At 61.9% G+C, this 26150-nt stretch carries 22 protein-coding genes; 18 read left to right on the forward strand and 4 right to left on the reverse strand.

Annotation, left to right across the window (positions count from 1 at the left end; translation table 11 throughout):
- Positions 1-6 precede the first annotated feature (6 nt).
- Together hemL and thiD are read right to left on the reverse strand one after the other, a co-directional pair.
- Positions 7-1296 carry a glutamate-1-semialdehyde 2,1-aminomutase gene (gene hemL / locus FH061_RS10695; protein ID WP_151635749.1) on the reverse strand — a complete coding sequence of 430 codons (1290 nt, stop codon included), beginning with the start codon at positions 1294-1296 and terminating at the stop codon, positions 7-9.
- Positions 1297-1310: 14 nt separating this feature from the next.
- Complete coding sequence (thiD, locus tag FH061_RS10700) at positions 1311-2144, reverse strand: bifunctional hydroxymethylpyrimidine kinase/phosphomethylpyrimidine kinase (RefSeq protein WP_151635751.1); 834 nt, start codon at positions 2142-2144, stop codon at positions 1311-1313.
- 96 nt (positions 2145-2240) lie between these two features.
- On the opposite strand from thiD, the gene FH061_RS10705 reads away from it, so the two are divergent.
- The 6 genes from FH061_RS10705 to FH061_RS10730 all read left to right on the forward strand — a co-directional run bounded on the left by FH061_RS10705 (position 2241) and on the right by FH061_RS10730 (position 12800).
- Entirely contained in the window at positions 2241-2393 is a 153-nt protein-coding gene (locus tag FH061_RS10705; RefSeq protein WP_151635843.1) for a rubredoxin, read from the forward strand.
- Between the two features lie 191 nt (positions 2394-2584).
- Positions 2585-2986, forward strand: coding sequence for a response regulator (locus tag FH061_RS10710; protein WP_151635753.1), 402 nt, complete (start codon positions 2585-2587; stop codon positions 2984-2986).
- Between the two features lie 24 nt (positions 2987-3010).
- Positions 3011-3376: a response regulator transcription factor gene (locus tag FH061_RS10715; RefSeq protein ID WP_151635755.1), complete on the forward strand. Its 366-nt coding sequence runs from the start codon at positions 3011-3013 to the stop codon at positions 3374-3376.
- 7 nt (positions 3377-3383) lie between these two features.
- Positions 3384-3959, forward strand: coding sequence for a chemotaxis protein CheW (locus tag FH061_RS10720; protein WP_151635757.1), 576 nt, complete (start codon positions 3384-3386; stop codon positions 3957-3959).
- Positions 3960-4017: 58 nt separating this feature from the next.
- Complete coding sequence (locus tag FH061_RS10725; protein ID WP_404822439.1) at positions 4018-6357, forward strand: methyl-accepting chemotaxis protein; 2340 nt, start codon at positions 4018-4020, stop codon at positions 6355-6357.
- A gap of 140 nt (positions 6358-6497) precedes the next feature.
- Positions 6498-12800 carry a hybrid sensor histidine kinase/response regulator gene (locus tag FH061_RS10730; RefSeq protein ID WP_151635759.1) on the forward strand — a complete coding sequence of 2101 codons (6303 nt, stop codon included), beginning with the start codon at positions 6498-6500 and terminating at the stop codon, positions 12798-12800.
- 80 nt (positions 12801-12880) lie between these two features.
- Here the strand turns inward: FH061_RS10730 and FH061_RS10735 are convergent, their stop codons facing one another.
- Complete coding sequence (locus tag FH061_RS10735) at positions 12881-14422, reverse strand: cryptochrome/photolyase family protein (RefSeq protein WP_151635760.1); 1542 nt, start codon at positions 14420-14422, stop codon at positions 12881-12883.
- A 77-nt stretch (positions 14423-14499) separates the two neighbouring features.
- On the opposite strand from FH061_RS10735, the gene FH061_RS10740 reads away from it, so the two are divergent.
- From FH061_RS10740 to FH061_RS10765, 6 genes are read left to right on the forward strand one after another with little or no spacing between them, the layout of a single operon-like run.
- The gene (locus FH061_RS10740; protein WP_404822440.1) at positions 14500-15174 is read left to right on the forward strand and encodes a YqgE/AlgH family protein; all 675 of its coding nucleotides are present in this window, start codon (positions 14500-14502) and stop codon (positions 15172-15174) included.
- 2 nt (positions 15175-15176) lie between these two features.
- Positions 15177-15566 (forward strand): Holliday junction resolvase RuvX, encoded by a 390-nt coding sequence (gene ruvX / locus FH061_RS10745; protein ID WP_151635764.1) that lies wholly within the window; start codon positions 15177-15179, stop codon positions 15564-15566.
- Entirely contained in the window at positions 15553-16059 is a 507-nt protein-coding gene (gene pyrR / locus FH061_RS10750) for a bifunctional pyr operon transcriptional regulator/uracil phosphoribosyltransferase PyrR (RefSeq protein ID WP_404822441.1), read from the forward strand. The genes ruvX and pyrR overlap by 14 nt, the downstream gene beginning before the upstream one ends.
- Positions 16052-17011, forward strand: coding sequence for an aspartate carbamoyltransferase catalytic subunit (locus tag FH061_RS10755; RefSeq protein WP_151635768.1), 960 nt, complete (start codon positions 16052-16054; stop codon positions 17009-17011). The genes pyrR and FH061_RS10755 overlap by 8 nt, the downstream gene beginning before the upstream one ends.
- A gap of 3 nt (positions 17012-17014) precedes the next feature.
- Positions 17015-18301, forward strand: coding sequence for a dihydroorotase (locus FH061_RS10760; RefSeq protein ID WP_151635770.1), 1287 nt, complete (start codon positions 17015-17017; stop codon positions 18299-18301).
- A gap of 6 nt (positions 18302-18307) precedes the next feature.
- Positions 18308-19072 carry a lysophospholipid acyltransferase family protein gene (locus FH061_RS10765; protein WP_151635772.1) on the forward strand — a complete coding sequence of 255 codons (765 nt, stop codon included), beginning with the start codon at positions 18308-18310 and terminating at the stop codon, positions 19070-19072.
- Between the two features lie 121 nt (positions 19073-19193).
- Here FH061_RS10765 and FH061_RS10770 read toward each other — a convergent pair whose 3' ends face one another.
- On the reverse strand, positions 19194-20018 hold the full coding sequence (locus FH061_RS10770) for a symmetrical bis(5'-nucleosyl)-tetraphosphatase (RefSeq protein WP_151635845.1): 825 nt from the start codon (positions 20016-20018) through the stop codon (positions 19194-19196).
- 229 nt (positions 20019-20247) lie between these two features.
- Here FH061_RS10770 and rfbB point away from each other — a divergent pair, with 229 nt between their 5' ends.
- From rfbB to FH061_RS10800, 6 genes are all read left to right on the forward strand, one after another.
- Positions 20248-21327 (forward strand): dTDP-glucose 4,6-dehydratase, encoded by a 1080-nt coding sequence (gene rfbB / locus FH061_RS10775; protein ID WP_151635774.1) that lies wholly within the window; start codon positions 20248-20250, stop codon positions 21325-21327.
- Positions 21324-22211, forward strand: coding sequence for a glucose-1-phosphate thymidylyltransferase RfbA (rfbA, locus tag FH061_RS10780; RefSeq protein WP_151635776.1), 888 nt, complete (start codon positions 21324-21326; stop codon positions 22209-22211). Before rfbB ends, rfbA begins: the two co-directional genes overlap by 4 nt.
- A complete protein-coding gene (gene rfbC, locus FH061_RS10785; protein ID WP_151635846.1) occupies positions 22208-22765 on the forward strand; it encodes a dTDP-4-dehydrorhamnose 3,5-epimerase in 558 nt (185 codons plus the stop codon). The genes rfbA and rfbC overlap by 4 nt, the downstream gene beginning before the upstream one ends.
- Positions 22762-23652: a dTDP-4-dehydrorhamnose reductase gene (gene rfbD / locus FH061_RS10790; RefSeq protein ID WP_151635778.1), complete on the forward strand. Its 891-nt coding sequence runs from the start codon at positions 22762-22764 to the stop codon at positions 23650-23652. Before rfbC ends, rfbD begins: the two co-directional genes overlap by 4 nt.
- Positions 23653-23740: 88 nt before the next feature.
- Positions 23741-25150 (forward strand): mannose-1-phosphate guanylyltransferase/mannose-6-phosphate isomerase, encoded by a 1410-nt coding sequence (locus FH061_RS10795; protein WP_151635780.1) that lies wholly within the window; start codon positions 23741-23743, stop codon positions 25148-25150.
- Positions 25150-25947 (forward strand): ABC transporter permease, encoded by a 798-nt coding sequence (locus tag FH061_RS10800; RefSeq protein WP_151635782.1) that lies wholly within the window; start codon positions 25150-25152, stop codon positions 25945-25947. Before FH061_RS10795 ends, FH061_RS10800 begins: the two co-directional genes overlap by 1 nt.
- The last annotated feature ends 203 nt before the right edge of the window (positions 25948-26150 follow it).

Genomic DNA, 26150 nt, shown 5'->3' on the forward strand with positions numbered 1-26150 from the left:
AACGACTCAAGCCTGAGCAATCTTCCCGAATGCCGTACGCGCCGCCTCGACGGTGGCATGAATCACCGCATCGTCGTGCGCCGACGACACGAATCCGGCTTCGAATGCCGACGGCGCGAGGTAGACGCCAAGATCCAGCATCGCATGGAAGAAGCGGTTGAACTTCTCCTTGTCGCAAGCCATGATTTCCTTGAAACTGCCGGGCACCTGCGCGCCGAAGTACAGGCCGAACATGCCGCCGACCGCGTCGGCGCAGAACTCCACTCCGGCCGCCGCCGCCGCATCCGACAGTCCGCTCGCCAGCTTGGCCGTCTGTGCCGACAGCGTTTCGTAGAAGCCCGGCTGCTGGATCAGCTTGAGGGTGCTCATGCCTGCCGCCACCGCCACCGGGTTGCCGGACAGGGTGCCCGCCTGGTACACCGGGCCCATCGGTGCGAGGAAGTTCATCAGTTCCTTGCGGCCGCCGAATGCCGCCACCGGCAAGCCGCCGCCAATCACCTTGCCGAGCACGGTCAGGTCCGGCGTGATGCCATACATTCCTTGCGCACCCGTCAGTCCGACGCGGAATCCGCACATGACTTCGTCAAAGATCAGCACCGCACCGTGCTGGCTGCACAGGCGGCGCATGGTCTGCAGGAATTCCGGCGTGGCGCGCACCAGGTTCATGTTGCCCGCCACCGGTTCCACGATGACGCAGGCGATCTGGTTGCCCATCTGCCCGAACACGTCTTCCAGCTGCTGCGGATCGTTATAGTCGAGCACCAGGGTATGTTTCGCGAAATCTTCCGGGACGCCGGCCGAGGTCGGATTGCCGAAGGTGAGCAGGCCGCTGCCGGCCTTGACCAGCAGGGAATCGGCATGGCCGTGGTAGCAGCCTTCGAACTTGATGATCTTGTCGCGGCCGGTGGCGCCGCGCGCCAGGCGCAGGGCGCTCATCGCCGCCTCGGTGCCGCTCGATACCAGGCGCACCTGTTCCACGGAGGGAAGAATGCGGCAGATTTCTTCCGCCATCACGATTTCGCCTTCTGTCGGCGCGCCGAAGCTCAGGCCGCGGGCCGCCGCCTCCTGCACCGCCCTGATCACGTCGGGATGGGAATGCCCGACGATGGCCGGACCCCAGGAACCGATATAGTCGATGTAGCGCTTGTCGTCGGCGTCCCAGAAATACGGGCCGTCGGCGCGGGTGATGAAGCGCGGCGTGCCGCCGACGGAGCGGAAGGCGCGCACCGGGGAATTGACGCCGCCCGGCGTCGTTGTCTGTGCGCGGGCAAACAGGATGTCGTTCTTTGAAGTCATACGTTCAACGTTGATTAGGATGGTTTGGTGTCGGCGTCGGATTCGCGCGCCCAGAAGTAGCGGTCGGGCGTGAGCTTGCCCATTCCCAGCCGGTGTGCATTCGACAGCGCCGCGTAGGTGAATTCCTGCGCCTCGAATATTGCTTCGGGCACATCGACGCCATTGGCGAGCAGGGCGGCGATCGTCGCCGACAGGGTGCTGCCCGCTCCGCTGAACGATCCGGGCAGACGCTGCCAGGCATCCTGGCGGACCGCTCCCGATTCCTCGTAGAGCGTATTGCTGACTTCATGGACGTCGCCGGGCGTGCCGGTGATCAGCACGTATTCACAGCCCATTTCAATGACGCGCATGGCATCGGCCACCAGGGTGTCGCCGGTCGCGGGTTCGCGCCAGGTTTCGGCGAAGCGCCCCAGCTCCACGGCCGAGACCACGAACAGGGTGGTCTGGGGGATCAGCAGTTCGCGGATGGCAATCAGCATGTCCTCGCTGTCCTGTCCCTGGTCCGGCATTGCCGTCAGAAACGGATCGAGAATCAGCGGGACATCCGGATAGTCGGAGACGATTTCTGCGATGACCGACACGTTTTCAATGCTGGCGACGGCGCCGACCTTGAAGGCCGCCACCGGCATGTCCTCCAGGATGACGCGCGCCTGGTCCGCGACCCAGTCTGCATCGACCGGCTGCACGTCCTCGATGCGCGCGGTGTCGCTGATGAGGATGGAGGTGACGACCGACAAGCCATGGCATCCCATTGCAGCGAACGAAGCGAGATCGGCCTGTATACCGAATGCACCTGCCGGATCGGTTGCGCCGAAGGTCAGTATCAGGGGAGGAGTTTGGTTTTGCACGGCGGGTAGATTAAGATATGCGACTTTGCATTTTACTTGATTGAAGGGCAGTCAACTGTGAGTAACGCGACATCGAACGAGGAATTCAAGACCTGGATGTGTCTGATCTGCGGCTGGGTATACGACGAGGAAGCTGGCTTGCCAGATGAAGGCATCGCGCCCGGCACGCGCTGGGCCGACGTGCCGATGAACTGGACATGTCCCGAGTGCGGTGCGCGCAAGGAAGATTTTGAAATGGTAGCAATTTAATATTGTCGTTAATCAATATCAAACTTCCATGAAGTAATTCGCCATGATTCTCCATGGCAATGTTATGGTCGATTTCGTTTTTCGCATAAATACCACGTTGTAAAAAAATCAACGTCGATATTGTTCTAAAGCATCTTGCTTTTTGTTACAGTTGGGATCTATTTTCGGCGAACGGCAAACGAGATTAGCTCATGACAACACCCGTGGAGAACAGCAGTCTCAAGATCATGGTGATCGACGACAGCAGCACTATTCGTCGGTCAGCAGAGATTTTTCTCGGCCAGGCCGGCTACCAGGTGGTTCTCGCAGACGACGGTTTCGACGCGCTTGCGAAGATGAACGACCACCGGCCGGCCCTCATATTCTGCGACATCCTGATGCCCCGGCTGGATGGTTATCAGACCTGTGCGCTGATCAAGAAAAGCTCCCGCTTCCATTCCACGCCGGTCATCATGCTGTCATCCAAGGACGGGCTGTTCGACCGCGCGCGTGGCGCGATGGTCGGTTCCGATGCCTATCTCACCAAGCCGTTCACCAAGGACAGCCTGCTCAAGACTGTACGCGAGCACACCGCGCTCGCGCTTTCCCGGTAAATTTTCTGCTTCAAAGGTCACAGAATGCCCATACAAAAAATTCTTGTGGTGGATGACTCTCCAACCGAGCGTTACTTTCTTACCGACATTCTCATCAAGAATGGCTTTTCGGTCTCCACTGCGGAAAACGGCGAAGAGGCGCTGCTCAAGGTCAAGGCCGACAAGCCGCAGCTGATTCTGATGGATGTGGTCATGCCCGGCCAGAACGGTTTCCAGATCACCCGTTCCATTGCCCGCGATCCCGAAACCCAGGAGGTGCCGATCATCATCTGCACCAGCAAGGGCCAGGAGACCGACCGCATCTGGGGCATGCGGCAGGGTGCTCGCGATTACATCGTCAAGCCGGTCGATCCCCAGGAACTGTTGTCCAAGATCGCGGCGCTTGGCTGAGAAACCCATGAGCGAGTCTTCTCTGGACAGCAGGCCCGGCGCAGCAGTGAAGGAAGGCGACAGCGGCACGCGCCGCCACCGCCTGCGCGAATTCCAGGCGCAGCTAGTGGAACGCATGCAGGCTGCAAGCAGCGGTACGCATACGCAGGCCAGCAAGCTTGGCGTGCTGATCGGTGAAACACGCTGGCTGCTGAATCTGCAGGAGGCTGGCGAGATCGTTTCGGTCGGCGCCGTCACGCCGGTCCCGCTCACCAAGGACTGGTTCCTCGGCCTGGTCAACGTGCGGGGCAATCTGATCAGCGTGATCGACCTGGCATGTTTTCGCGGCATGGCCGCTACGCGCATCGAGAAGGACAGCCGGGTGATCGCCTTTGCGCCATCCCTGTCATTCAACTGCGGCCTCCTGGTATCGCGCGTGATGGGCTTGCGCAATGTCGCCGACATGGAAATGCAGCCCCAGCCGTCATCCGCCGACACACCCTGGATCGCGCAGCGCTATCTGGACCGTGACTCTCACGTCTGGAACGAACTCAACCTTTCTTTAATCGTGCAGGATCCGCAATTCCTGCAGGTCGGTGTCTGACGCGGCCGTCGCGCATGCCTGCCTTTCACCGCAATCCGTAACACGAGGAGACTCCGCAATGGCGTTCAAAGTACCATTCATGTCGAAAGAGAAGAAGCAAGACTCCAACGACGATGCCGTCACTGTGGCCGCAGTCACGATAGACAGCACGCCGGCTGCAGCATGGGAAGAGCCGGTCAGGGCCGACTTTTCCATTCCCGCCGCCGGGTCGTCCGCGTCGGGTACGGCACAGGCGCAGGCCGCCGCCGCCCGCGATCGCAGCATGAATGCCACCTTCATCGGCGACGTTCTGCAGACAGGCGGCGACATTCGCCTGCCTTTCATCGGCACCTTGCCCCTGCAGCAGCAGGTACGAATCCTCCTCGGCATGCTGGGCGCGTCGGTGGTGCTGGGGGTCGGCTTCGTCTGGGTCAATTCCAACCACTCGACAATGACGTCCACCCAGACGCAGATTGCCGGCGACGCGCTGATGCACTCGCAACGTATCGGCAAGGCGGCTCCCAATGCGATTCAGGGCAATCTGGCGGCGTTCAAGCAGCTCGAGGAAAGCCGCAGGGAATTCAACCGCGACCTGAGCGTGCTCCTTAACGGCGGCGACTACCAGGGGCGCGATGTCGCATCGCCGGATTCCGGCATGGAATACCTGCTCAAGGAGAGTCAGAAGGTCTGGGCAAGCTCGGACAAGGCGGCGGAAACCATTCTCAAGCTCAAGGATGAACTGACCGGTTTCGGCGCCACGCTCCAGAAGCTGAACAACCTGTCGCCGGTGCTGCTCGAGCTTACCGAACAGATTGCAACGCTCAAGGCGCAGGGCGGTGCCACCCCGCGCGAGATTTCCGCCGCGGGCCAGCTGGTCATGCTGACCCAGCGACTTGGCCGCAGCGCCAATGAATTCCTGACATCCGAAGGCGTGAACCCGGAAACCGCCTTCCTGCTCGGTAAGGATACCAATACCTTCCGCGACATCACGGACGGATTCCTCAACGGCAGCGACGTGCTGCGGCTGGCCGCAACCAAGGATGCCGATACCCGGGAAAAGCTGGAAGAGCTGAAGAAGGTTTTCGCCGAGTACCAGGAGTCTGTGGCCACCATCCTCGGCAACCTGCAAAACTTCATTGCGGCCAAACAATCCGAGCAGCTGATCTTTGCCGAAAACGAGACGCTCAAGCAGCGCATCACCAACCTGCAAAACACCTACCGCGGCGCGGAAGATGCCCAGCACTGGTCCGTATTGCTGATGGTGATCAGTGCCGTGACGGCCCTGCTGTCGGCGATCGGCATTGCGCTGGTGCTGCTGCAGGATAGCCGCAACCGCACCAAGGAAGCCGACCAGCGCCGGCAGGAAGCGGAGGAGCAGCGCTTGCAGGCGATCCGCCAGGAGGAAGAAGCCAAGCGCGCCAATGACCAGAACCAGGCCGCGATTCTGCGCCTGATGAATGAGTTGCAGGAGGTGGCGGATGGCGACCTCACAATCCAGGCGACGGTGTCCGAAGACATCACCGGCGCAATCGCCGACTCGGTGAACTACACCGTGGAAGAACTGCGCGGGCTGGTCGGACGCGTTACCAAGACGGCGGAGCAGGTCACGGCGGCATCCAATCAGGCGCACGATATTTCCAGCGAGCTGATGCAGGCTTCGCAGAAGCAGTCCCGCGAAATCCAGGAAACCGGCCAGGCGGTGCTGGAAATGGCAGTGCAGATTACCGACGTCTCGCGATCGGCAACCGAGTCGGCCGAAGTGGCGCGCCAGTCGGTGTCGGCGGCGGAGCAGGGCGCGCGCGCGGTGGAAGACGCGATCAAGGGCATGAACGAAATCCGCGAACAGATCCAGGAGACGTCCAAGCGCATCAAGCGCCTCGGCGAGTCGTCGCAGGAAATCGGGGAGATCACCGAACTGATTTCCGACATTACCGAACAGACCAACGTGCTGGCGCTGAACGCCGCGATCCAGGCGGCATCGGCCGGCGAGGCAGGGCGAGGCTTCTCCGTGGTTGCGGAAGAGGTTCAGCGCCTGGCGGAACGTTCAGGCGAGGCGACCAAGCAGATCGGCGCGCTGGTGCGCACCATTCAGACCGACACGCACGACGCGGTTGCGGCGATGGAAAAATCCACGCAGGGTGTGGTCGAGGGAGCGAAGCTGTCCGACGCCGCCGGCGCCGCACTGTCCGAGATCCGCAGCGTTTCCAATCGCCTCGCGGACCTGATTCAGAGCATTTCCGCCGCCACCGAACAGCAGGCCACATCGGCCAACGGCGTGGCACAGAGCATTCAAAACATTCTGACAGTCACCGAGCAGACGCAGCAGGGTACGCGTCAGACCACTGACTCGATCCGTGAATTGTCGAAGCTGGCGGAAGAACTCAAGAACTCGGTGTCGCGCTTCCGCGTGTCCGCCTGATGTTTCGAGGACCGTACATTGCCGTCCAGGCCTGAAACAGAAACATTGTTGTCCGGGGCGCCCGTCGCATGGGCGCCCATTCAAGTTGCATCGCGGTGATACCGCGCGACTCACCGCTTTTTTGACCCCGCGAGGCAGTCATGACCACCTTTTCCTCCCCCTTTCCGCAAGATGCCAGGGATACCTTCGACACCGGTCCGCTATCCTGGGTCATGGGGGAGATCCGCGAAGCATTGAACCGTTCCAGGGAATCGTTGCGCGAAGCGTCTGCGCAGGATGTGGGCGTGCAGACCACGGCACTGCGCCATGCGAAGAGCTACCTGCACCAGGCGCACGGCGCGCTACAGATCGTCGATGTCGACGGCGTCTCCATCATCACGGAAACGGTGGAAGACCTGCTGGACCGTGCCGACATCGGCCAGCTGCCGATGAGTCCGGCACTGGCCGATGTCATCGGCAACGCTTACCAGGCACTGGTCGAATACCTGGATGAACTGCTGGCCGGCTTGCCGCATCAGCCGGTAAGGCTGTTTCCCTACTACCGGACATTGCTTGAAGCGCGCGGCGCGGAACGCATCCATCCTGCGGACCTGTTCTTTCCCAACCTGGCGGTACGTGCGAACCTTCCGGCAATCAATCTGCCGCATGAAATCAAGCCGGCACACTATACCGGTCTGCGTCAGCGTTTCGAAAGGGCGCTGCTGCCGTTCCTGAAAAGCAGCGACCGCCATGCCGAGCTGGCCAATGCCGCCGTCATGCGCGATGTGGTGTCTGAAATCGAAAACCTGCAGGCAAACCCGCAGGCGCGCGCATTCTGGTGGGTCATGCATGGCCTCGCCGAAGCCGTTGCCGCGGACCAGATTCCCAACGAAATCTACGTCAAGCAGCTGTTTGCCCGTATCAATCTGCAGATCCGGCGTCTGTGCCAGGGATCATCGAGCATCGCCGAACGTCTGCTGCGCGATGCGCTGTTCTTCATCGCCAGGATCGAGGAACCCACGCCCCGCGGCAGGCAGATCCGTCAGACCTATCAGCTCGACGGGCTGGTGCCCGCCGACTATGAAAGGAAACGCTACGGCCAGGTGGACCCCGATACCCTGGCGAGTGCCAAGGACAGGCTTTCCCAGGCGAAGAATGTCTGGAACCGGATCGTCAGCGGCGACGCCAGCGTGGCTGACTCGTTCGAGCATGAAATGCGCATGCTTGCCGATGCGGGCTCGCGCCTGAACTCGGCGCCCTTGTCCAAGCTGCTGCGGGAGCTCAAGGGAATTGCGCGCCATGCCGCGCATGCCCGGCCGGGCGAAATGCTCGGGCTGGAAATGGCCGCCAGCCTCCTGTTTGTCGAAAACTCGCTGAACCAGATCGGGCATCTTCCCGGCAACTTCGCCGAGCGCGCCGATGCCTTGACCGCGCGCCTGCTCGCGGTGGTCGCAGGGGATCAATCCTTGCAGCCGGCCGCCTGGCTCGATGACATGTCGCGCCAGGCGCTGCAGCAGCAAACCATGACCGCCCTGGCCAGCGAGATGCAAGGCAACCTGCGCCAGGTCGAAAAGATGCTGGATGAATTCTTCCGCGACCCCACGCAGCAGAATGCGCTGGGCCAGCTTGACCAGATATTGCATCAGATCGAAGGCGCCATGGCCGTCCTTGACCAGGACGACGCCATGCGCACGGTTCAGCATACCCGCGAAGCGGTGCGGCGCTTTCATCAGGTCGGCGATGGTGAAGCCGATGTCGCCGGATTCCAGCATGTTGCCCAGAACGTGGGCGCGCTGAGCTTTTTCATCGAGACTTTGCAGCACCAGTCCGACAATGCGAAGAAACGCTTCACCTTTGACCAGGAAAAAGGCCTGTTGCGTGCCAATCTGATCGAGCCCGGCGCCAAGCAGCAGGACGGGCAGGACAATGGCGCGGACGAGGGTAGCGCTCCGGAATCGTCCGATCCCGACCCCGGCACCGGAATGAACGGGATGAGCGCAATCCCGCTTCCCACGGTCGAGGATGAACTGGCCTTCCACCAGCAGCAATCTGCCGAAATCGCCATGTCTTTGAGCATCGAGCCCGACAACCAGGCGTTGCGGGCACAGCTGAAGGAGTCCCTCGAAAAGATCAGGATGGATGCCACGCTGGTCGACAATCCCGAAGCCAATGACCGTGCCCAGGCAGGTATCGATGCACTGAAGCGCACGGACTTCGCGGAGTCCAGCCAGGCGCTGGCCGAAATCATTACCGCAACGGTGCCGGCCATGCCCGCCAGCGAAGCGCTGCCGCCAGTCGTGGCTCCTGCGACCGATGAAGCCGTCGATGCCGAGCTGCTGGAAATCTTCCTGATGGAAGCCGAGGAAGTTCTCGGCGCGGTTCGCCAGGCCATGCCGGAAGCCCGCAACCAGCCGCACAACCAGGAACACCTGACCACCCTGCGCCGGTCTTTCCATACGCTCAAGGGAAGCGGGCGCATGGTAGGCCTGATGGCGTTCGGCGAGGCGGCGTGGAGCATTGAGCAGGTACTGAACCTTCGCCTGGCCGAGTCCAAGGGCGGCGATCCGGAACTGTTCGCCCTGATCGACAAGGCCGCGGAGGTGCTCGAGGCCTGGGTTTACGATCTCAAGTCCCATGGCCGGTCCGCCCGTACGCCGGACGCGATCGTGGCGGCTGCCGAGCGCATCAAGTCAGGCGGCCAGTTTCTCTATGAGCAAGCTGATGAACCCGGGGAAGAGCCGCTTGTCGCGACGCAGCCCGGTATTCCGGAGTTTGCTCGACAACCGGCACTGGCGGATGCGCAGGTACCTGATCCCGTGGAGCCTGTCCTTGCTCCGGAGGCCTCGAAAGCCATTCCGGCCGATGATGCCGGTGCTGACCTGTCAGAGCCGGCATCATTGCCGGACGATGCTGCGGAAGCCGTCTCGGCCGCATTGTCATCCGAGCCCGAAACTGGACTGCCCCCGCTGGATTTCGATCTGGAAGCTTCGGCGGACACGGAAGACGCCTCCTTCACCCCTTCTGTTTCCGAGATTGCGGAGCCGGAGGAATTGCAATTTTCCGATGCCGAGCTTCTGGCGCAATTCGGCGGATCCGACACCCTGGCTACGGAAGAGCCGGCCGGCAAGGCGCCTGAAGAGGATGCCGGGCTTGCGGAGCTACCTTCGGATGAGCCGGCTGAAGCCGAAGCGCCGAAGCAGGACACCGGCGTACAGCCGATGGCGGGCGCGGAAGTCATCACCTTCCCCACCATGCGTCCGCCGGAGTTCAGGACCAGTGACAATATCAAGCGTATCGGCGACGTCGAGATCAGCGTGCCGCTGCACAATATCTATCTTGCGGAAACCGATGAGCTTGTGCGCGTGCTGGCGCAGGACATTGCCGAATGGAGCCATGAGCCCGACCGCGCGGTCAGCGTGCAATCCGTACATGCCGCGCATTCCCTGGCGGGCAGCTCCGCCACGGTGGGCTTTTCCTCTCTGCATGAACTGGCGCATGCGCTGGAAATGGTCTTGCAATTCCTGATGCGCAAGCCGGTGCGGCTGCAGCCTCATGAGTTTGGAGTGCTGTCGGAGAGCATTGAACGTCTGAAGTTCATGCTGCAAAAGTTCGCCCTCGGTGAAATGCCGGATAACAAGCCGGAATATGTTCGCCTCCTGGAAAACCTTCGCCAGGATCTGGAATTGCGATCCGAGATGGCGGAGCTGACGGCCGCAAGCGCTGAGGAAATGCCGTTTGCCTCCGTGGATACGGATTTGCCGGACGAGTTGGACATGGTGCTGGAGGAGGCGGACACGCTTCTTCAAGCGCAGTCTGATGAGGAATGCACTACCGGGCACGACAGCGGCTTGCATGATGCAGCCACCGCAGCCACCGCAGCCGATGCGGATGTGCAGGACGAAAACGCAATCCTGTTGCCGGACGTTTCCGAAGAGGAGAGTGCGGATGCGGCCGAAGCTTTTTCCGCGGCGTCCGCCTCTCGTGAGGAAGCAGACGCAGGAAGTGTATTTGCCCAGCAGATCCGCGACGAGCTCGATGCCGACCTGATGCCGGTGTTCCTGGAAGAGGGACGCGACATGTTCCCGCAGATGGGAACCGCGCTGCGCGGCTGGCAGGAGCGGCCGACGGACATCGCATTGCCGCAGGCGGTGCTGCGCCTGCTGCATACCCTCAAGGGCAGCGCGCGCATGGCCGGTGCGATGAAGCTGGGGCAGCATCTGCATGAGATGGAAACTCGCATCGAGAACCTCATGCATCTCGGTACGCCGGAAGTGCTGGCGATCGAAGATTTGCTGATCCGCTATGATCAGGCGCTGCAGATGTTCGAATCGCTGCAGCATCCGGTAGCGGAAGCCGCCCCGTGCGTTTCGTCAGCGCCGGAAGCCGCAGCGCCCACATCCGAACCTGCTTTCCCGTCCCAGCCGTCAGCGAGCGGAACGGATGAGGCCCTGGGGCGCCCATCGGTGATGCCCGTGCCGGCGGAACCGGGGATGATGTCTCCGGCGGCGCGACAGATCGCGGTTCAAGGACAGCAAGGACAAACCCTGCCTGCGACCGCCGCTCCGCTCGTACGCGTTCGCGCCGACATTCTGGACCGTCTTGTCAACCAGGCGGGTGAAGTCTCGATCTCGCGCTCCCGGCTGGAAAATGAAGTGGGCAGCCTGCAGCAGTCGCTCTCCGAGCTGACCGACAATGTGGCCCGCCTGCGGGACCAGTTGCGTGAAATCGAAATGCAGGCGGAAACGCAGATCACGTCGCGCATGGCGAATTCGCCCGACCGCGAATTCGATCCGCTGGAATTCGACCGCTTTACCCGTCTGCAGGAACTGACCCGCATGATGGCCGAGAGCGTCAATGACGTCGGCTCGGTGCACCAGAACCTGAGCCGCACTCTTGACAGCGCGGTTGCCGACCTGTCGGCGCAGGCCCGCCTGACGCGGGAATTGCAGCAGGACCTGATGCGCGCGCGCATGGTGCAGTTCGCCAGCATCTCCGAACGGCTGTTCCGCGTGACGCGGCAGGCCGCGAAGGAAACCGACAAGCGGGTCAATCTCGATATTCGCGGCGGCGCGGTCGAGATGGACCGGGGTGTCCTGGAAAAGATGGCCGGTCCGTTCGAACACCTGCTGCGCAATGCCATCGTGCATGGCGTGGAGACGCGGGAAGGCCGCCGCGCCGCGGGAAAACCGGAAACCGGCGAACTGCTCGTCGAAGTGCGCCAGGAAGGCAATGAAGTGGTCATCCAGTTCTCGGACGACGGTCATGGCCTCGACCTTGGCCGCATCCGCGACAAGGCAGCCAGCATCGGCCTGCTTGGCGAGAACGCGAGATTGACGGATGAAGAGGCCAGCGATCTGATCTTCCATCCGGGTTTTTCCACGGCAGAGGAAATCACCGAGCTCGCCGGCCGCGGCGTCGGCATGGATGTGGTGCGTTCCGAAGCGGCGTCGCTCGGCGGACGGGTGTCCACCTGGACCGAACCGGGCAAGGGCACGCAGTTCGCCATCCGCCTGCCGCTGACGCTTGCGGTGACGCAGGTCGTGCTGCTATCGACCGGCGGCATGACCTATGCGGTGCCCTCGGTGCTGGTGGAGCAGGTGCAGCAGCTCAAGACCAATGCGTTGGCGGCCGCCTACAATGACGGCGCGGTGGTCTGGCAGGGGCAGCGGGTTCCGCTGCATTATCTTCCGACCCTGCTCGGCAATACCCAGGCATCGCCGGTGGCGCGGCAGTATTCGTCCCTGCTGATCCTCAAGAGCGGCAATGATCGCGTGGCAGTGCATGTGGACGAGGTGATTGGCAACCGCGAAGTCGTGGTCAAGAACACCGGACCGCAATTGTCGCGCATGATCGGCATTGCCGGCGCGACGGTGCTCGGTTCCGGCGAGATCGTGCTGATTCTCAACCCGGTGCCCCTGGCGCAACGGCTGGCGCTGGACAGCCAGCGAGCTCCCCGCCTGACGCCGGCGGACGAGCCTGCGGCCATGGACGCCGATACCATGGGTGCCATGGGCGCGGTCGCCGAAATGCAGGCGGGCCAGCCATCGGCGCCTGACAGCGCTCCGGTACAGGGCTTGCGCCGCCAGCCTGTCGTGATGGTGGTCGACGACTCCCTGACGGTGCGGCGCGTCACCCAGCGTTTGCTGTCGCGCGAGAATTATCAGGTGATCCTGGCCAAGGACGGCGTCGATGCGCTTCAGCATCTGCAATCGGTCACGCCGGATGTGATGCTGGTCGATATCGAAATGCCGCGCATGGATGGATTCGATCTGACACGCAATGTACGCGGCGATGAACGGACCCGCCATATTCCCATCATCATGATCACCTCGCGCACCGCGGAGAAGCACCGCAACTACGCGCTGGAACTGGGCGTCAACGAATACCTGGGAAAACCCTACCAGGAGGAACGTCTGCTCGGATTGATCGGCGGCTTCGTCAGCAAGGATGCGGCGGTGAACTGAAATCGCTGCAAACCCGGCAATGCCGCAGCGCTTGAAAAGGCCCGAATGCATTCCTGCTGCGGGCCTTTTTTCTGCCGGAACTACATGGTGTCGCCGCCCTCGCCTTCTTCGTCGCCAGCGTTAGCCTCGGCCTCGGCTCCGGCGGTACCGACTCGCGCCTTCCTGACGACCGCGTAGCGCGCCAGGGTGCGCAGGCGCGCCTCGTCATGCTGCACGATCGGCCCCGGATAATCGCGTCCGATAGCGATTCCCGCCTTCTCCAATACGCCGGACGGCGCCAGCCAGGGAGCATGGACATGCTTGTCGGGCAATGCCGCCAATGCCGGCAGGTAGTGGCGGATGAATGCGCCTTGCGCATCGAACTTCTGCGATTGGGTTACCGGATTGAAAATCCGGAAGTAAGGCTGGGCATCGCAGCCCGACGAAGCCGCCCATTGCCAGCCGCCGTTGTTTGAAGACAATTCATAGTCGGTCAATTCCTGCGCGAAATAGCGCTCTCCCCGGCGCCAGTCGATTCCCAGGTCCTTGATCAGAAAGCATGCGGTCACCATGCGCAGGCGGTTATGCATGTAGCCGGTCAGCCGGAGCTGCCGCATCGCCGCATCCACCAGGGGATAGCCGGTGCGGCCTTCGCACCATGCATGGAACAGGTCGTCGGCGGCGGGTCCATTTTCCCACTGCACGGCATCGTACTCGGGCTTGAAGGCACGGGCGACAATACGCGGATGATGGTGCAGCACCATGAAATAGAAATCGCGCCAGATCAGTTCCGACAACCATGTCGCCGGTCCCTGGCCGCCCTCGGGCCGGCGCATCAGCTCGACCGCCTGCCGCGCCAGCCCGCGTATCGACACGGTGCCGAAGCGCAAATGCGCGGATAGGAAGGATGAGCCTTTCACTGCGGGAAAGTCGCGTGTTTCGTGGTATTGCGCCAGCCGCTCGTAGAAATCGTCGAACAGCTGCTCGCCACCCGACATGCCGGGATATATTCCGACCTGGAGCAGGTTGGTCGGCTGGAATCCCAGCTGCTCCAGCGTCGGCGCATCCGCCGCACAATGCGGCGGCGGATGCGCCAGCCGGTCCGCGTATGGCGCAATCGAATAGGCTTTCAGGTAAAAATCGTTGTCCTGCGCATGCAGTTTCTTCAGCCAGGCGTTCTTGTAGGGCGTGAAGACGGAAAACGGCTTGCCCGCCAGCGACAGGACTTCTTCCTTCTCGAAGATGACCTGGTCCTTGAAGCCGTGAAAGGCGATGCCCGCTTCCTGAAGGCCGGCGGCGACACGCGCATCGCGCTGCACGGCGGCGGGTTCGTAATCGTGATTGGTGAAAACGGCGTCGACGCCGAGCCGCCTGGCCAGCTGCGCGACTTCCTGTTCCGCATGGCCGTGCAGCACGATCAGTCCGCTGCCCATGTCGCGCAGACCTGCGGCGAGTTCATTGATACTGCTCAGAATGAACTCCACCCGCCGGTCGGCGCGTGGCAACGCATCCAGAATTGCCCGGTCAAAAATGAATGCGCAATACACGCGCCGGCTTTGCCTGAGCGCATGATAGAGCGCGGCATGATCGAAGTTGCGCAGGTCGCGGCGGAACCACACGAGAGATCTGTCATAGCGTTGCATGGATTGCCTTATGCCGGAAACGAATCCGGGATTGGTTGCACCCCGTTTCGGGAGATGCAAAGTTCAAAACTGTTAAAATGCCCATTATGGTGAAACCAAGCAAGTCACGCACAAGCTCCCAGCATCCCGGAACTGCCCGGGGCGGTACCGGTTTTTCCGCATCCATGGATGAGGCGCCGGATTCCCGGCTCCACTTGGCCGATCATTTCCTGATCGCGATGCCTTCGATGCTCGACCCCGTGTTCGGCGGCACCGTAGTGTATATCTGCGAACACAATGCCGACGGCGCACTTGGCATCATTGTCAACAAGGCAACCGACATGACGATGGATGTGCTGCTGGAACGCATCGATCTCGGTGCCGACCCTGTCGCCGGCAGGATTGCGGTCGACAAGAAGCCGGTCATGTTCGGCGGCCCGGTGCAGGTCGAGCGCGGTTTCGTGTTGCATTCGCCGCACGGCGATTACTCGTCGATGATGAAAGTCAACGAACGCGTCGCGCTGACCACCTCGAAGGATGTACTGGAAGAAGTGGCCGCCGGCAGGGGGCCGGAGCGCATCCTCGTCACGCTCGGATGCGCCGGATGGAGCGCCGGACAGCTGGAAGAGGAAATCGTGCGCAACGGCTGGCTGACGGTGCGCGCCGAACCTTCGGTCATCTTCGACTTGCCGGCGGAGCAACGTTTTACGGCGGCCATGAAGCTGCTCGGGATCGATCCCATGATGCTTACCGGCGATGCGGGGCATGCCTGACGGTGGAAACGGTACTGGCATTTGATTTCGGCCTCAAGCGTATCGGCGTGGCAGTAGGCAATTCCCTGCTCAGGCAGGCCCAGCCCCTGACCGTCATCACTTCGCTGACCAATGACGCGAAATTCGCGGATATCGCCGCCCTGATCAAGGAATGGCAGCCCAATCGCTGCGTGGTCGGATTGCCGAGCCATCCCGACGGCGCCGAGCATGAAATGACCGTCCGGTGCCGCCGTTTCGCCAACCAGCTCAATGGCCGTTTCGGCGTCGCCACCATCCTGGTCGACGAGCGCTATTCCTCCGCCGTGCTGACGCAGCGCAGGGGAGAGGTAATCGATGCCGAAGCCGCCGCAATCATCCTGCAACAATACTTCAATGAACATGCCGAATCCTGATTTCGATGCCGAAGCGCTGTACCGGACAATGTCCGAGAGCGTCAAGGCTGGCCTGGAACAGGCCGAAAACCTCGCCATCGTGGGCATCTACTCCGGGGGCGCGTGGCTGGCCGAACGGCTCGCCGCCGAGATGAACCTGGGTGCGCGCCTGGGCTTCATCGATGTGTCCTTCTACCGCGACGATTACGCCGCAAAGGGCTTGCACGCCGAGGTCAAACCGACGCACATCCCGTTCGAAGTCGAAGGCGCCACCATTCTCCTGGTCGATGACGTGCTGTACACCGGGCGCACCACCCGGGCGGCGATCAATGAACTCTTCGACTACGGACGTCCGGCGAAGATCATGCTGGCGGCATTGGTCGATCGCGGCGGCAGGGAGCTGCCGATTGCCGCCGATTTCGTTGCCCAGACCTTCCCGCTTCCCGCAGACCAGCAACTCGTACTAGGCCGCGCCGACGACGGCCGGTTATCCCTCACGGTGGACCATGCATAACCCGCAATTGAACAAGAACGGCGAGCTCCAGCACCTGCTCACCATCGAAGGACTGCCGAAGGCGGTTATCACCCATATTCTCGATACCGCGTCTTCCTTCGTCAGCGTCAGCGACCGCGAAGTCAAGAAAGTGCCGCTGATGCGCGGCAAGAGCGTGTTCAACCTGTTCTTCGAGAATTCCACACGCACCCGCACGACCTTCGAGATCGCCTCCAAGCGCCTGTCGGCCGACGTCATCAACCTGAACATTTCGGCGTCCAGTACCAGCAAGGGCGAGTCCCTGCTCGACACCATCGACAACCTTGCGGCGATGCATGCCGACATGTTCGTCGTGCGGCATGCGCAGTCCGGCGCGCCCTACCTGATCGCCAAGCACCTGATCGATACCGCGCAGTCGCATGTCCACGTGGTCAACGCCGGCGACGGCCGCCATGCGCACCCGACGCAGGGCCTGCTCGACATGTACACGATCCGGCATTACAAGAAGGATTTCAACAATCTGACGGTGGCCATCGTCGGCGACATCCTGCACAGCCGCGTCGCCCGTTCCGACATCCATGCGCTCACCACGCTCGGCGTGCCCGAAGTGCGCGCCATCGGCCCGCGCACGCTTTTGCCGGGCGGCCTCGAGCAGATGGGCGTGCGGGTATTCACCAACATGAACGAGGGACTGAAGGACGTCGACGTCATCATCATGCTGCGCCTGCAGAACGAGCGCATGACCGGCGCGCTGCTGCCTTCGGCGCAGGAATTCTTCAAGAGCTACGGCCTGACGCCCGAGCGTCTGGCGCTCGCCAAGCCGGATGCGATCGTGATGCATCCCGGACCAATGAACCGCGGCGTGGAAATCGATTCCGCAGTGGCCGACGGCTCGCAGGCGGTGATCCTGCCGCAGGTGACCTTCGGTATTGCGGTACGCATGGCGGTCATGAGCATTTTGGCGGGAAATTAAGCAATGAAACTTCATATCAAGAATGGCCGCGTGATCGACCCGGCCAACGGCATCGACGGGCAGATGGATGTGGTCGTGGCCGACGGCAGGATCGCCGCGCTCGGCAATGCGCCGGAAGGCTTTGCGGCGGAACGCACAATCGATGCAAGCGGCCTGGTGGTGGCGCCGGGGCTGGTGGACCTGAGCGCCCGCCTGCGCGAACCCGGCTATGAATACAAGGCTACGCTGGAATCGGAAATGCAGGCCGCGATGCAGGGCGGCGTCACCAGCCTGGTATGCCCGCCCGATACCGATCCGGTGCTCGACGAGCCCGGCCTGGTCGAGATGCTGAAGTACCGCGCCAAGAGCCTGAACCAGGCGCACGTCTATCCCCTCGGCGCACTGACCACGGGCCTCAAGGGCCAGGCCCTGACCGAAATGGCCGAACTCACCGAGGCCGGCTGCATCGGCTTCGCGCAGGCGGAAGAGGCCATTGCCGACACCACGGTCCTGCTGCGCGCGCTGCAATACGCGAAGACCTTCAATTTCACCGTCTGGCTGCGGCCACAGGATCCGCACATCGGCCGCGGCGGCATCGCCCACAGCGGCCCGATCGCGTCGCGGCTCGGCCTGTCGGGCGTGCCGGTCATGGCGGAGACCATTGCGCTGCATACCATCTTCGAACTGATGCGCGCGACGGGAGCGCGGGTGCACCTTTGCCGCATGTCGTCCGCCGCCGGCCTGGAGCTGGTGCGCGCGGCGAAGAAGGAAGGCTTGCCGGTCACCTGCGACGTGGGCGCGCACCATGTCCACCTCACCGATACCGACATTGGCTTCTTCGATCCGAATGCCCGCCTGACGCCGCCGCTGCGCGCCTTGCGCGACCGGGATGCGATCCGCCAGGGACTGCTCGACGGCACGGTGGACGCCATCTGCTCCGACCATACGCCGGTCGATGACGATGAAAAGCTGCTGCCTTTCGGCGAAGCCTCGCCGGGCGCAACCGGACTCGAGCTGCTCCTGCCGCTGGCCCTGAAATGGGCCGACGAATCTCTGGGCAGGGCGGAAAACCCGCTTTCCAGGGCGATCGCCAAGATCACCGTCGATGCCGCCCGGGTGGCCGGCCTGCCGTTCGGCGGACTGGCCGTCGGCAGCGCTGCGGATATTTGCGTATTTGATCCGGAGGCGCGCTGGAAGGTCGATGCCAAGGCACTTGCAAGCCAGGGCAAGCACACGCCTTTCCTCGGCTACGAAATGCAGGGGCAGGTGAGGGCGACCGTCGTCGCCGGCTGCGTCGCCTTCGAGCGCTGAGTCCGCATGCTGGCGTTCCGCCTGCTGCGCGTGGTGCTGCATCTGTTCCGGGGAATGGCCACCTGTGCATTCGCGTTTCCGCTGCTCGGTCATTCCGGGCGGCAGGAACGCATTCGGCGCTGGTCTGCCAAATTGGTGGCGCTTGCCGGCGTCGAGGTGCGTGTCGCTACCCGCCCCGGCGTGCAGCCAGCGGCGAAAGCCCTGATTGTTTCCAATCATGTGTCCTGGCTGGATATTTTCGTCATCAATTCCCTGGAGCCTTGCCGCTTCGTCGCCAAATCCGATATCCGCGACTGGCCCCTCATCGGCTGGCTCTGCGAAAAGACCGGAACCATCTTCATATCCCGCGGCAAGCTGCGCGACGTCCGCCGGATCTACCAGGGCCTGGTCGCAAGCCTCCATGCCGGAGAACGGGTGGCATTCTTTCCCGAGGGGACAACCGCGGCGCAAGGCATGCTGCTGCCTTTCCATGCCAATCTTTTCGAAGCTGCGGTCGAAGCCGAGGTGCCGGTGCAGCCGTATGCGGTGCGCTATACCGACAAAGCCGGCAAGCTGCACGCCGCCGCCGATTTCATCGGAGACATGAGTTTCTTGCAGAGCATGTTCAGCGTCCTCAAGTCCGGCGGCATGATCGCTCACCTAGAACTGCTTGCGCCCATTGATACACCTGCCGATACCCACAGGCGCGACCTGGCGGAAGCGGCCCGAAGGGAAATCGCAGCATCCCTGGGCCTGTCGGACGGACGCGAGGCAAACCAGGCCTGTGTTTGATTAGCTGCTGCGCGGTAGGGATCCGCGCCCGCTCCTCAACACAGTTCCGAACCGCTCGCGGCGCTTGTCAAACCCAGCCCGAGGCATACGCAGCGGGCTGGCCCGGCAAGCGGCAAGCGTGTCAGATCGATCCCGGCTTCTGATACTGCGGGCACTCGACCTGCACGATGCGGCGGTCCTCCAGGCAGACGGCGCTCAGCTTTCCGCCCCAGAGGCAGCCGGTATCGAGGCTGATGATATTCGGGAGCATGGTCAGACCCAGCGTCGACCAGTGTCCGAACACCACGGTGACATCTTCCGTCCTGCGGCCGGGCACGTCGAACCAGCGCATATAGCCGGGCAATTCGATTTCCGCTCCCTTCGACGTGGCAAGATCCATGGTGCCGTCCGCCGAGCAGAAGCGCAGGCGCGTCAAGGCATTGACGATACAGCGCAGCCGGTCGGCGCCGCGCAGGGAATCGTCCCAGCGGTCCGGTGCGTTTCCATACATCTGGCGCAGGAAATCGACCCAGCCGGGCCCGCGCAGAACGGTTTCGACCTCGGCCGCAAGTTCCATGGTTTGCTGTGCGGTCCATTGCGGCAGCACGCCGGCATGCACCAGCAGATGATTGTTTTCGAAGATGGCCAGCGGGCGATGCCGCAGCCAGTCGAGCAGTTCATCCCGGTCGGGCGCTTCGAGAATGTCGTTGAGCGTGTCGGAGGGATGGGCGCGGCGGATGCCGTGCGCGACCGCCAGCAGATGCAGGTCATGGTTGCCGAGTACCACATTCGTGGTATCGCCGAGCGCTCTGACTTCGCGTAAAGTCTCGAGCGACTGCGGGCCCCGGTTGACGAGGTCGCCAACAAAGATAAGGCGGGGATCGGGGCAGGAAAGCCGGATCTTGTCCAGCAACTCGGCAAGCTTGCCGCGGCAGCCTTGCAAGTCGCCGATGGCGTAGGTGGGCATGAGGTTCTTATTCATTCAACAAGTTGTGCCTGGCGGTGCGTAGGCAAACCATGCATTATAAAAAATCGCCTCGTATCGTGCCTGCTCGCGAACAATAGACAAACGCGTAACAATCGATTACCCCTGTTCAGGTTCTTTTATGCTGTAATGCACCAAATCAACAATGGCGTTGACAAATTTTTAGTAAAATCATGGGTTTATCGGAAATTCCCACATCGGGAGGAGTGGCATGATTCTAGTGACGGGCGGAGCAGGTTTCATCGGCGCGAATTTCGTGCTGGGCTGGCTCGCGTCCACGGATGAATCGATTGTCAATCTCGACAAGCTCACCTACGCCGGCAACCTGAACAATCTCGCATCGGTTCGGGAGGACGCGCGCCACATCTTCGTCAAGGGGGATATCTGCGACGGCGGGCTGGTTGCATCCCTGCTGGACAAGTATCGTCCCCGCGCGATCGTGCATTTTGCCGCGGAAAGCCATGTTGATCGCTCGATCCATGCGCCGGGCGATTTCATCACGACCAACGTCAACGGCACCTTCAGTCTGCTGGAAGCGGCGCGTGCCTACGTCTCGCGCCTGCCGGCCGGCGAGCGGGCGGCATTTCGCTTCCTGCATGTGTCCACCGATGAAGTCTACGGCTCGCTCAATCCCGGCGATCCCGCCTTTACCGAAAACACGCCTTACGCTCCCAACAGTCCATACTCGGCTTCCAAGGCCGCGTCGGACCATCTGGTGCGCGCCTATCACCATACCTACGGCCTGGCCACGCTCACCAGCAACTGCTCCAACAATTACGGACCTTATCAATTTCCCGAAAAACTGATTCCGCTGATGATCGCCAGCGCGCTGGCCGGCAAGCGGCTGCCGATTTACGGCGACGGCGCCAACGTGCGCGACTGGCTGTACGTGGGCGACCACTGCGCCGCCATCCGGCGCGTGCTGGAAGCCGGCAGGCCGGGCGAGACCTATAACATCGGCGGCTGGAATGAAAAGACCAACCTCGAGGTGGTGCACACCCTGTGCGACATCCTCGACAGCCTCGTGCCGACAGGCACAAGCTACCGGCAGCAGATCGGCTTCGTCCAGGACCGGCCGGGCCACGACCGCCGCTACGCAATCGACGCGGGAAAAATCGGACGCGAGCTCTGCTGGCGGCCGGTCGAGAGCTTCGACACCGGCATCCGCAAGACGGTACAGTGGTACCTCGATCATCAGGACTGGGTAAGGGATATCCAGTCGGGCGCCTATCTGCAGTGGGTGGAAAAGAACTATGCCGACCGGACTTCCGTCTCTGGGAGGAGTGCATGACGACGGCGCGCAAGGGCATCATCCTGGCAGGCGGTTCGGGCACCCGGCTCTATCCGGTCACGATGTCCACCTCCAAGCAGCTGCTTCCGGTGTACGACAAGCCGATGATCTACTATCCGCTGTCGACGCTGATGCTGGCCGGCATACGCGACATCCTCATCATTACCACTCCCGTGGACCGTACGCGCTTCAGCGACCTTCTGGGCGACGGCAGCCGGTGGGGCATCAACCTGAGCTATGCAGAGCAGCCGGCGCCGGAAGGCCTGGCGCAGGCGTTCATCATCGGTCGCGAATTCATTGGCGGCGCGCATTCCGCGCTCATCCTCGGCGACAACATCTATTACGGCCATGACTTCGCCGCGCAACTGCAAGGCGCATGTTCCGCCGCCAGCGGCGCGACGGTGTTCGCCTATCACGTGCTCGATCCCGAGCGCTACGGCGTGGTCGAGTTCGACAGCGGCAAGCGCGCGGTCAGCATCGTCGAAAAGCCGGCCGTGCCGAAGTCGAATTACGCCGTCACCGGGCTTTATTTCTACGACGAACAGGTGTGCGACATTGCCGCCGGCATCCGGCCTTCGGCACGCGGCGAACTCGAAATCACCGATGTCAACCAGGCTTACCTGGACCGCGGTCAGCTCACCGTCCAGGTCATGGGCCGCGGCGTGGCATGGCTCGATACCGGCACGCATGATTCGCTGCTCGACGCCGCGCAATTCATCGCGACGCTGGAAAAGCGCCAGGGCCTGAAGGTGGCGTGCCCGGAAGAGATTGCCTACCGCATGGGCTATATCACGGCGGAACATCTGGAAAAACTGGCGCAGCCGCTGATGAAGAACGGCTACGGCCAATATCTGTTGCACATTCTCAGGGACAAGGTGTTCTGACCATGCAGGTAACCGCAACCGCCATTGCCGATGTGAAGCTCATCAAGCCCGATGTGTTCGGAGACGAGCGCGGCTTCTTCTTCGAAAGCTTCAATCAGCGCGAATTCGCCTCGCTGGTCAACGGCGGCGAGGCCGTGGAATTCGTGCAGGACAACCATTCCCGTTCCGCGAAAGGCGTATTGCGCGGGCTCCACTACCAGATCCGGCAGGCCCAGGGCAAGCTGGTCCGCGTGATCGCCGGCGAGGTGTTCGATGTCGCGGTCGACATCCGCAAAGGGTCGCCGACCTTTGGCCAATGGGTAGGCGCGCTACTTTCCGCCGACAACAAGATGCAGATGTGGGTGCCGCCCGGTTTCGCGCATGGTTTCGTCGTGACCAGCGAGTCCGCCGAATTCCTTTACAAGACCACCGATTACTGGGCCAGGGAACATGAGCGCTGCATCGCCTGGAATGATCCGGCCATCGGCATCGATTGGCCGATCGGCTTTGCGCCGGTACTCTCGGAAAAGGACCGCAGCGGCAAGCTGCTCAAGGATGCCGAGGTGTATCCATGAGAATATTGCTGACAGGCAGGAACGGCCAGGTCGGGTATGAACTCGAGCGCAGCCTGCAAGGCCTGGGCGAGGTCATGGCGCTGGACCGCAAGGGCCTGGATCTGGCGGACCTGGACCAGATACGGGAAACGATACGCGCTCTGCGCCCGTCGCTGATTGTCAACCCGGCGGCCTACACCGCCGTCGACAAGGCGGAGGCGGAGCCTGAACTGGCCATGCGCATCAACGGCGAGGCGCCAGCGGTGATGGCCGAGACGGCGCGCAGCATCGGCGCGGCGATGATTCATTACTCGACTGATTATGTGTTCGATGGCAGCAAATCCGGCTCCTACGTCGAAGACGATGCCACCGGGCCGATCAATGTCTATGGCCGCACCAAGCTCGCCGGCGAGACGGCGGTCCAGGCCAGCGGCATTCCGCACCTGATCTTCCGCACCAGCTGGGTGTACGGGAGAAGGGGACAGAATTTTCTGCTGACCATGCAGCGCCTGGCCCGTGAACGGGATGAATTGCGCATTGTTGCCGATCAATACGGTGCGCCCACATGGTGCCGCACCATCGCGGATACGACTGCGCATGTTGTAGCGGCCCTACAGTGCGACCCCCGCGGACCCGCCGCCGCGGCTCTCAACGAGGGCGCTTGGCGTGAAAAGAGTGGCCTCTACCATCTTGCTGCGCAAGGTCAAACCACCTGGCATGGTTTCGCGCAGACTATTGTTGCACATGGGTCATCAAGCAGGAAACCGCCGGTTCTGCCCATAACCACACAGGATTACCCGCTGCCCGCACGACGTCCGGCGAATTCTGCACTGTCCTGCGACAAGCTGATACGCACATTCTGCGGCCTGCCCGCCTGGGACAGTGCCTTGAGACTGTGTCTTGAATAACGAAGATGACCAAGGTAATGCCGAACCGAGCACCGCCCACAAGGCGGCGCTACGAGCCCGAATGAATTAAAAACAGTGAGATAACATTATGCTGATTCCCATTATCCTCTCCGGCGGCGCCGGTACACGACTCTGGCCGGTTTCCCGCGAAGCGCATCCCAAGCCTTTCATGCGCATCGGCGACGGCAAGAGCCTGCTGACCCAGACGCATGAACGCGCGCTGGCGGTGTCCAACAATACGCAGCCGCTGATCGTCACCAACCGCGACTACTATTTCCTGTCGCACGACGAACTGGATAGCCAGGAAGTGAAGCCTCACTACCTGCTGGAACCGTCCGGGCGCAATACCGCGCCGGCGATCGCGCTGGCCGCGATGTGGGCCATGCAGCAAAAGCCCGATGCCTGCATGCTGGTGTTGCCGGCCGATCACCTGATCAAGGACACGCCCGGCTTCTACACCGCCGTGCAGCATGCCGAGAACCTGGCCAAGGACGGTTTCCTGGTCCTGTTCGGCATCAAGCCCAAGGCGCCGGAAACCGGCTTCGGCTACATCGAGATGGGCAACAAGGTCAGCGAGCATGCCCGCGTGGTGCAGCGCTTCGTCGAGAAGCCGGATGCGGTCACCGCCGCGCGCTACCTCGCCGAAGGCAACTATGTCTGGAACAGCGGCATGTTCTGCTTCAAGGCCAGCACCATTCTCGATGCATTCGCCACCTACAACCCGGCCCTGCTGGAAACCGCCCGCAATGTGTGGAACAGCACCAAGGCGGAAGGCGACAAGATGGAACTGCCGGCCACCTTCACCGCGCTGGAAAACATTTCCATCGACTATGCGGTGATGGAAAAGGCAAAGAACATTGCCGTCATCCCGGGCGATTTCGACTGGAGCGACATCGGCGCCTGGAAGGCCGTGGCCGAAGCCATCCCGGCCGACGAGTCGGGCAACACGAACAACAATTGCCAGACCATCGTCATCGACAGCCGCAACACCCACATCCAGACGACCGACCGCCTGGTTGCGGTGATCGGCCTGGACAACCTGCTGGTGATCGACACGCCGGACGCGTTGCTGGTGGCGGACAAGGCGCGCAGCCAGGAAGTCAAGGAAGTGGTGACCCGCCTGAAGGCCGCGGGCCATGAAGCCCACAAGAACCACCGCACCGTGTCTCGTCCCTGGGGCACCTATACCGTCCTGCAGGATGCGCCCGGTTTCAAGATCAAGCGCATCGCGGTAAAGCCCGGCGCCTCGCTGTCGTTGCAGATGCACCATCACCGCAGCGAACACTGGGTCGTGGTTTCCGGCAAGGCGGAAGTCATCAATGGCGACAACACGGTGGTTCTGGAAGCCAACGAGTCGACCTATATCCCCGCCGGCAACAAGCATCGCCTGACCAATGTTGGCGACACGGAACTTGCCCTGATCGAGGTACAATGCGGCTCCTATCTGGGCGAGGATGACATCGTCCGTTTCGAAGACATATACGGCAGGGCTAAATAATGGCAGTAGGCATGTTGCGCTCGGTATGGAGCTATCGTGGCTTCATATCGAGCAGCGTCAAGCGGGAGTTTCAGTCGCGGTACCGCAATTCGCTGTTGGGCGCAGCATGGACGGTTCTCAATCCGCTGGCGATGATCGTGGTGTACACGGTCATCTTTTCCCAGGTAATGAAGGCAAAGCTGCCGGGTGTTGACAACAGCTTTGCCTACAGCATCTACCTGTGCGCCGGCGTGCTGACCTGGGGTTTGTTCGCGGATATCGTCAGCCGTGCGCAGAACGTGTTCCTGGAACACGCAAATCTGATCAAGAAGATCAGTTTTCCGAGGATCTGCCTGCCGATCATCGTCGTGCTCAATGCGGGAATCAACTTTGCGATCATCTTCACGCTGTTCATCGCATTCCTGCTGTTCTCGGGGTCGTTTCCCGGCATAAGCTTCATCGCGCTTTTTCCTGTTCTGGCCATACAGATCGGGTTCGCAATCGGGCTTGGTATCATTGTCGGCGTACTGAATGTATTCTTCCGTGATGTAGGTCAGTTCTTTGCCGTTCTGCTGCAATTCTGGTTCTGGTTTACGCCGGTGGTCTATCCATCGACCATCCTTCCCGAAAGAGTGCGCGACTATCTGAACCTGAATCCGATGGCAACGCTCGTGATGGCCTATCAGAATATCCTGGTGCATGGCAAATGGCCGGAATGGTCCACGCTGGCGATCCCGGCGGTGCTCAGCATCGTGCTGTGCGCGATCGGCATGCGGCTGTTCCGCCGCCGTGTCGGCGAAATCGTCGACGAACTGTAAATACCAGCTGCCGTCCGTTCGCTGTCGTTCGTTCGGAGCATGGACGGCGAAACCGGCTTGCCGAAGTTGCGAAGTTGTATACTCGCCATCTTCATGAATCAGGGTCATCGGCATGCGTGCCGCGGCAGCGCGCGGCAGAAGGTGGCCGGCGATGGCGAAGCGGTGTAAAAGGCGTGAACGGAATTTCGTGCAATCTTGAAACA

It is taken from the genome of Noviherbaspirillum aerium (assembly GCF_008929045.1).
GTDB lineage: Bacteria > Pseudomonadota > Gammaproteobacteria > Burkholderiales > Burkholderiaceae_D > Noviherbaspirillum > Noviherbaspirillum aerium.

Bases quoted from the DNA above. Each gene is read 5' to 3' on its own strand.
- rfbB (WP_151635774.1), top strand. From the start codon at position 20,248: ATGATTCTAGTGACGGGCGGAGCAGGTTTCATCGGCGCGAATTTCGTG.
- rfbA (WP_151635776.1), top strand. From the start codon at position 21,324: ATGACGACGGCGCGCAAGGGCATCATCCTGGCAGGCGGTTCGGGCACC.
- FH061_RS10705 (WP_151635843.1), top strand. From the start codon at position 2,241: ATGTGTCTGATCTGCGGCTGGGTATACGACGAGGAAGCTGGCTTGCCA.
- FH061_RS10770 (WP_151635845.1), bottom strand. From the start codon at position 20,018: ATGCCCACCTACGCCATCGGCGACTTGCAAGGCTGCCGCGGCAAGCTT.
- FH061_RS10730 (WP_151635759.1), top strand. From the start codon at position 6,498: ATGACCACCTTTTCCTCCCCCTTTCCGCAAGATGCCAGGGATACCTTC.
- FH061_RS10760 (WP_151635770.1), top strand. From the start codon at position 17,015: ATGAAACTTCATATCAAGAATGGCCGCGTGATCGACCCGGCCAACGGC.
- FH061_RS10795 (WP_151635780.1), top strand. From the start codon at position 23,741: ATGCTGATTCCCATTATCCTCTCCGGCGGCGCCGGTACACGACTCTGG.
- FH061_RS10725 (WP_404822439.1), top strand. From the start codon at position 4,018: ATGGCGTTCAAAGTACCATTCATGTCGAAAGAGAAGAAGCAAGACTCC.
- FH061_RS10735 (WP_151635760.1), bottom strand. From the start codon at position 14,422: ATGCAACGCTATGACAGATCTCTCGTGTGGTTCCGCCGCGACCTGCGC.
- FH061_RS10710 (WP_151635753.1), top strand. From the start codon at position 2,585: ATGACAACACCCGTGGAGAACAGCAGTCTCAAGATCATGGTGATCGAC.
- FH061_RS10765 (WP_151635772.1), top strand. From the start codon at position 18,308: ATGCTGGCGTTCCGCCTGCTGCGCGTGGTGCTGCATCTGTTCCGGGGA.
- rfbD (WP_151635778.1), top strand. From the start codon at position 22,762: ATGAGAATATTGCTGACAGGCAGGAACGGCCAGGTCGGGTATGAACTC.
- FH061_RS10800 (WP_151635782.1), top strand. From the start codon at position 25,150: ATGGCAGTAGGCATGTTGCGCTCGGTATGGAGCTATCGTGGCTTCATA.
- FH061_RS10720 (WP_151635757.1), top strand. From the start codon at position 3,384: ATGAGCGAGTCTTCTCTGGACAGCAGGCCCGGCGCAGCAGTGAAGGAA.
- pyrR (WP_404822441.1), top strand. From the start codon at position 15,553: ATGCCGAATCCTGATTTCGATGCCGAAGCGCTGTACCGGACAATGTCC.
- FH061_RS10715 (WP_151635755.1), top strand. From the start codon at position 3,011: ATGCCCATACAAAAAATTCTTGTGGTGGATGACTCTCCAACCGAGCGT.
- hemL (WP_151635749.1), bottom strand. From the start codon at position 1,296: ATGACTTCAAAGAACGACATCCTGTTTGCCCGCGCACAGACAACGACG.
- FH061_RS10740 (WP_404822440.1), top strand. From the start codon at position 14,500: ATGCCCATTATGGTGAAACCAAGCAAGTCACGCACAAGCTCCCAGCAT.
- FH061_RS10755 (WP_151635768.1), top strand. From the start codon at position 16,052: ATGCATAACCCGCAATTGAACAAGAACGGCGAGCTCCAGCACCTGCTC.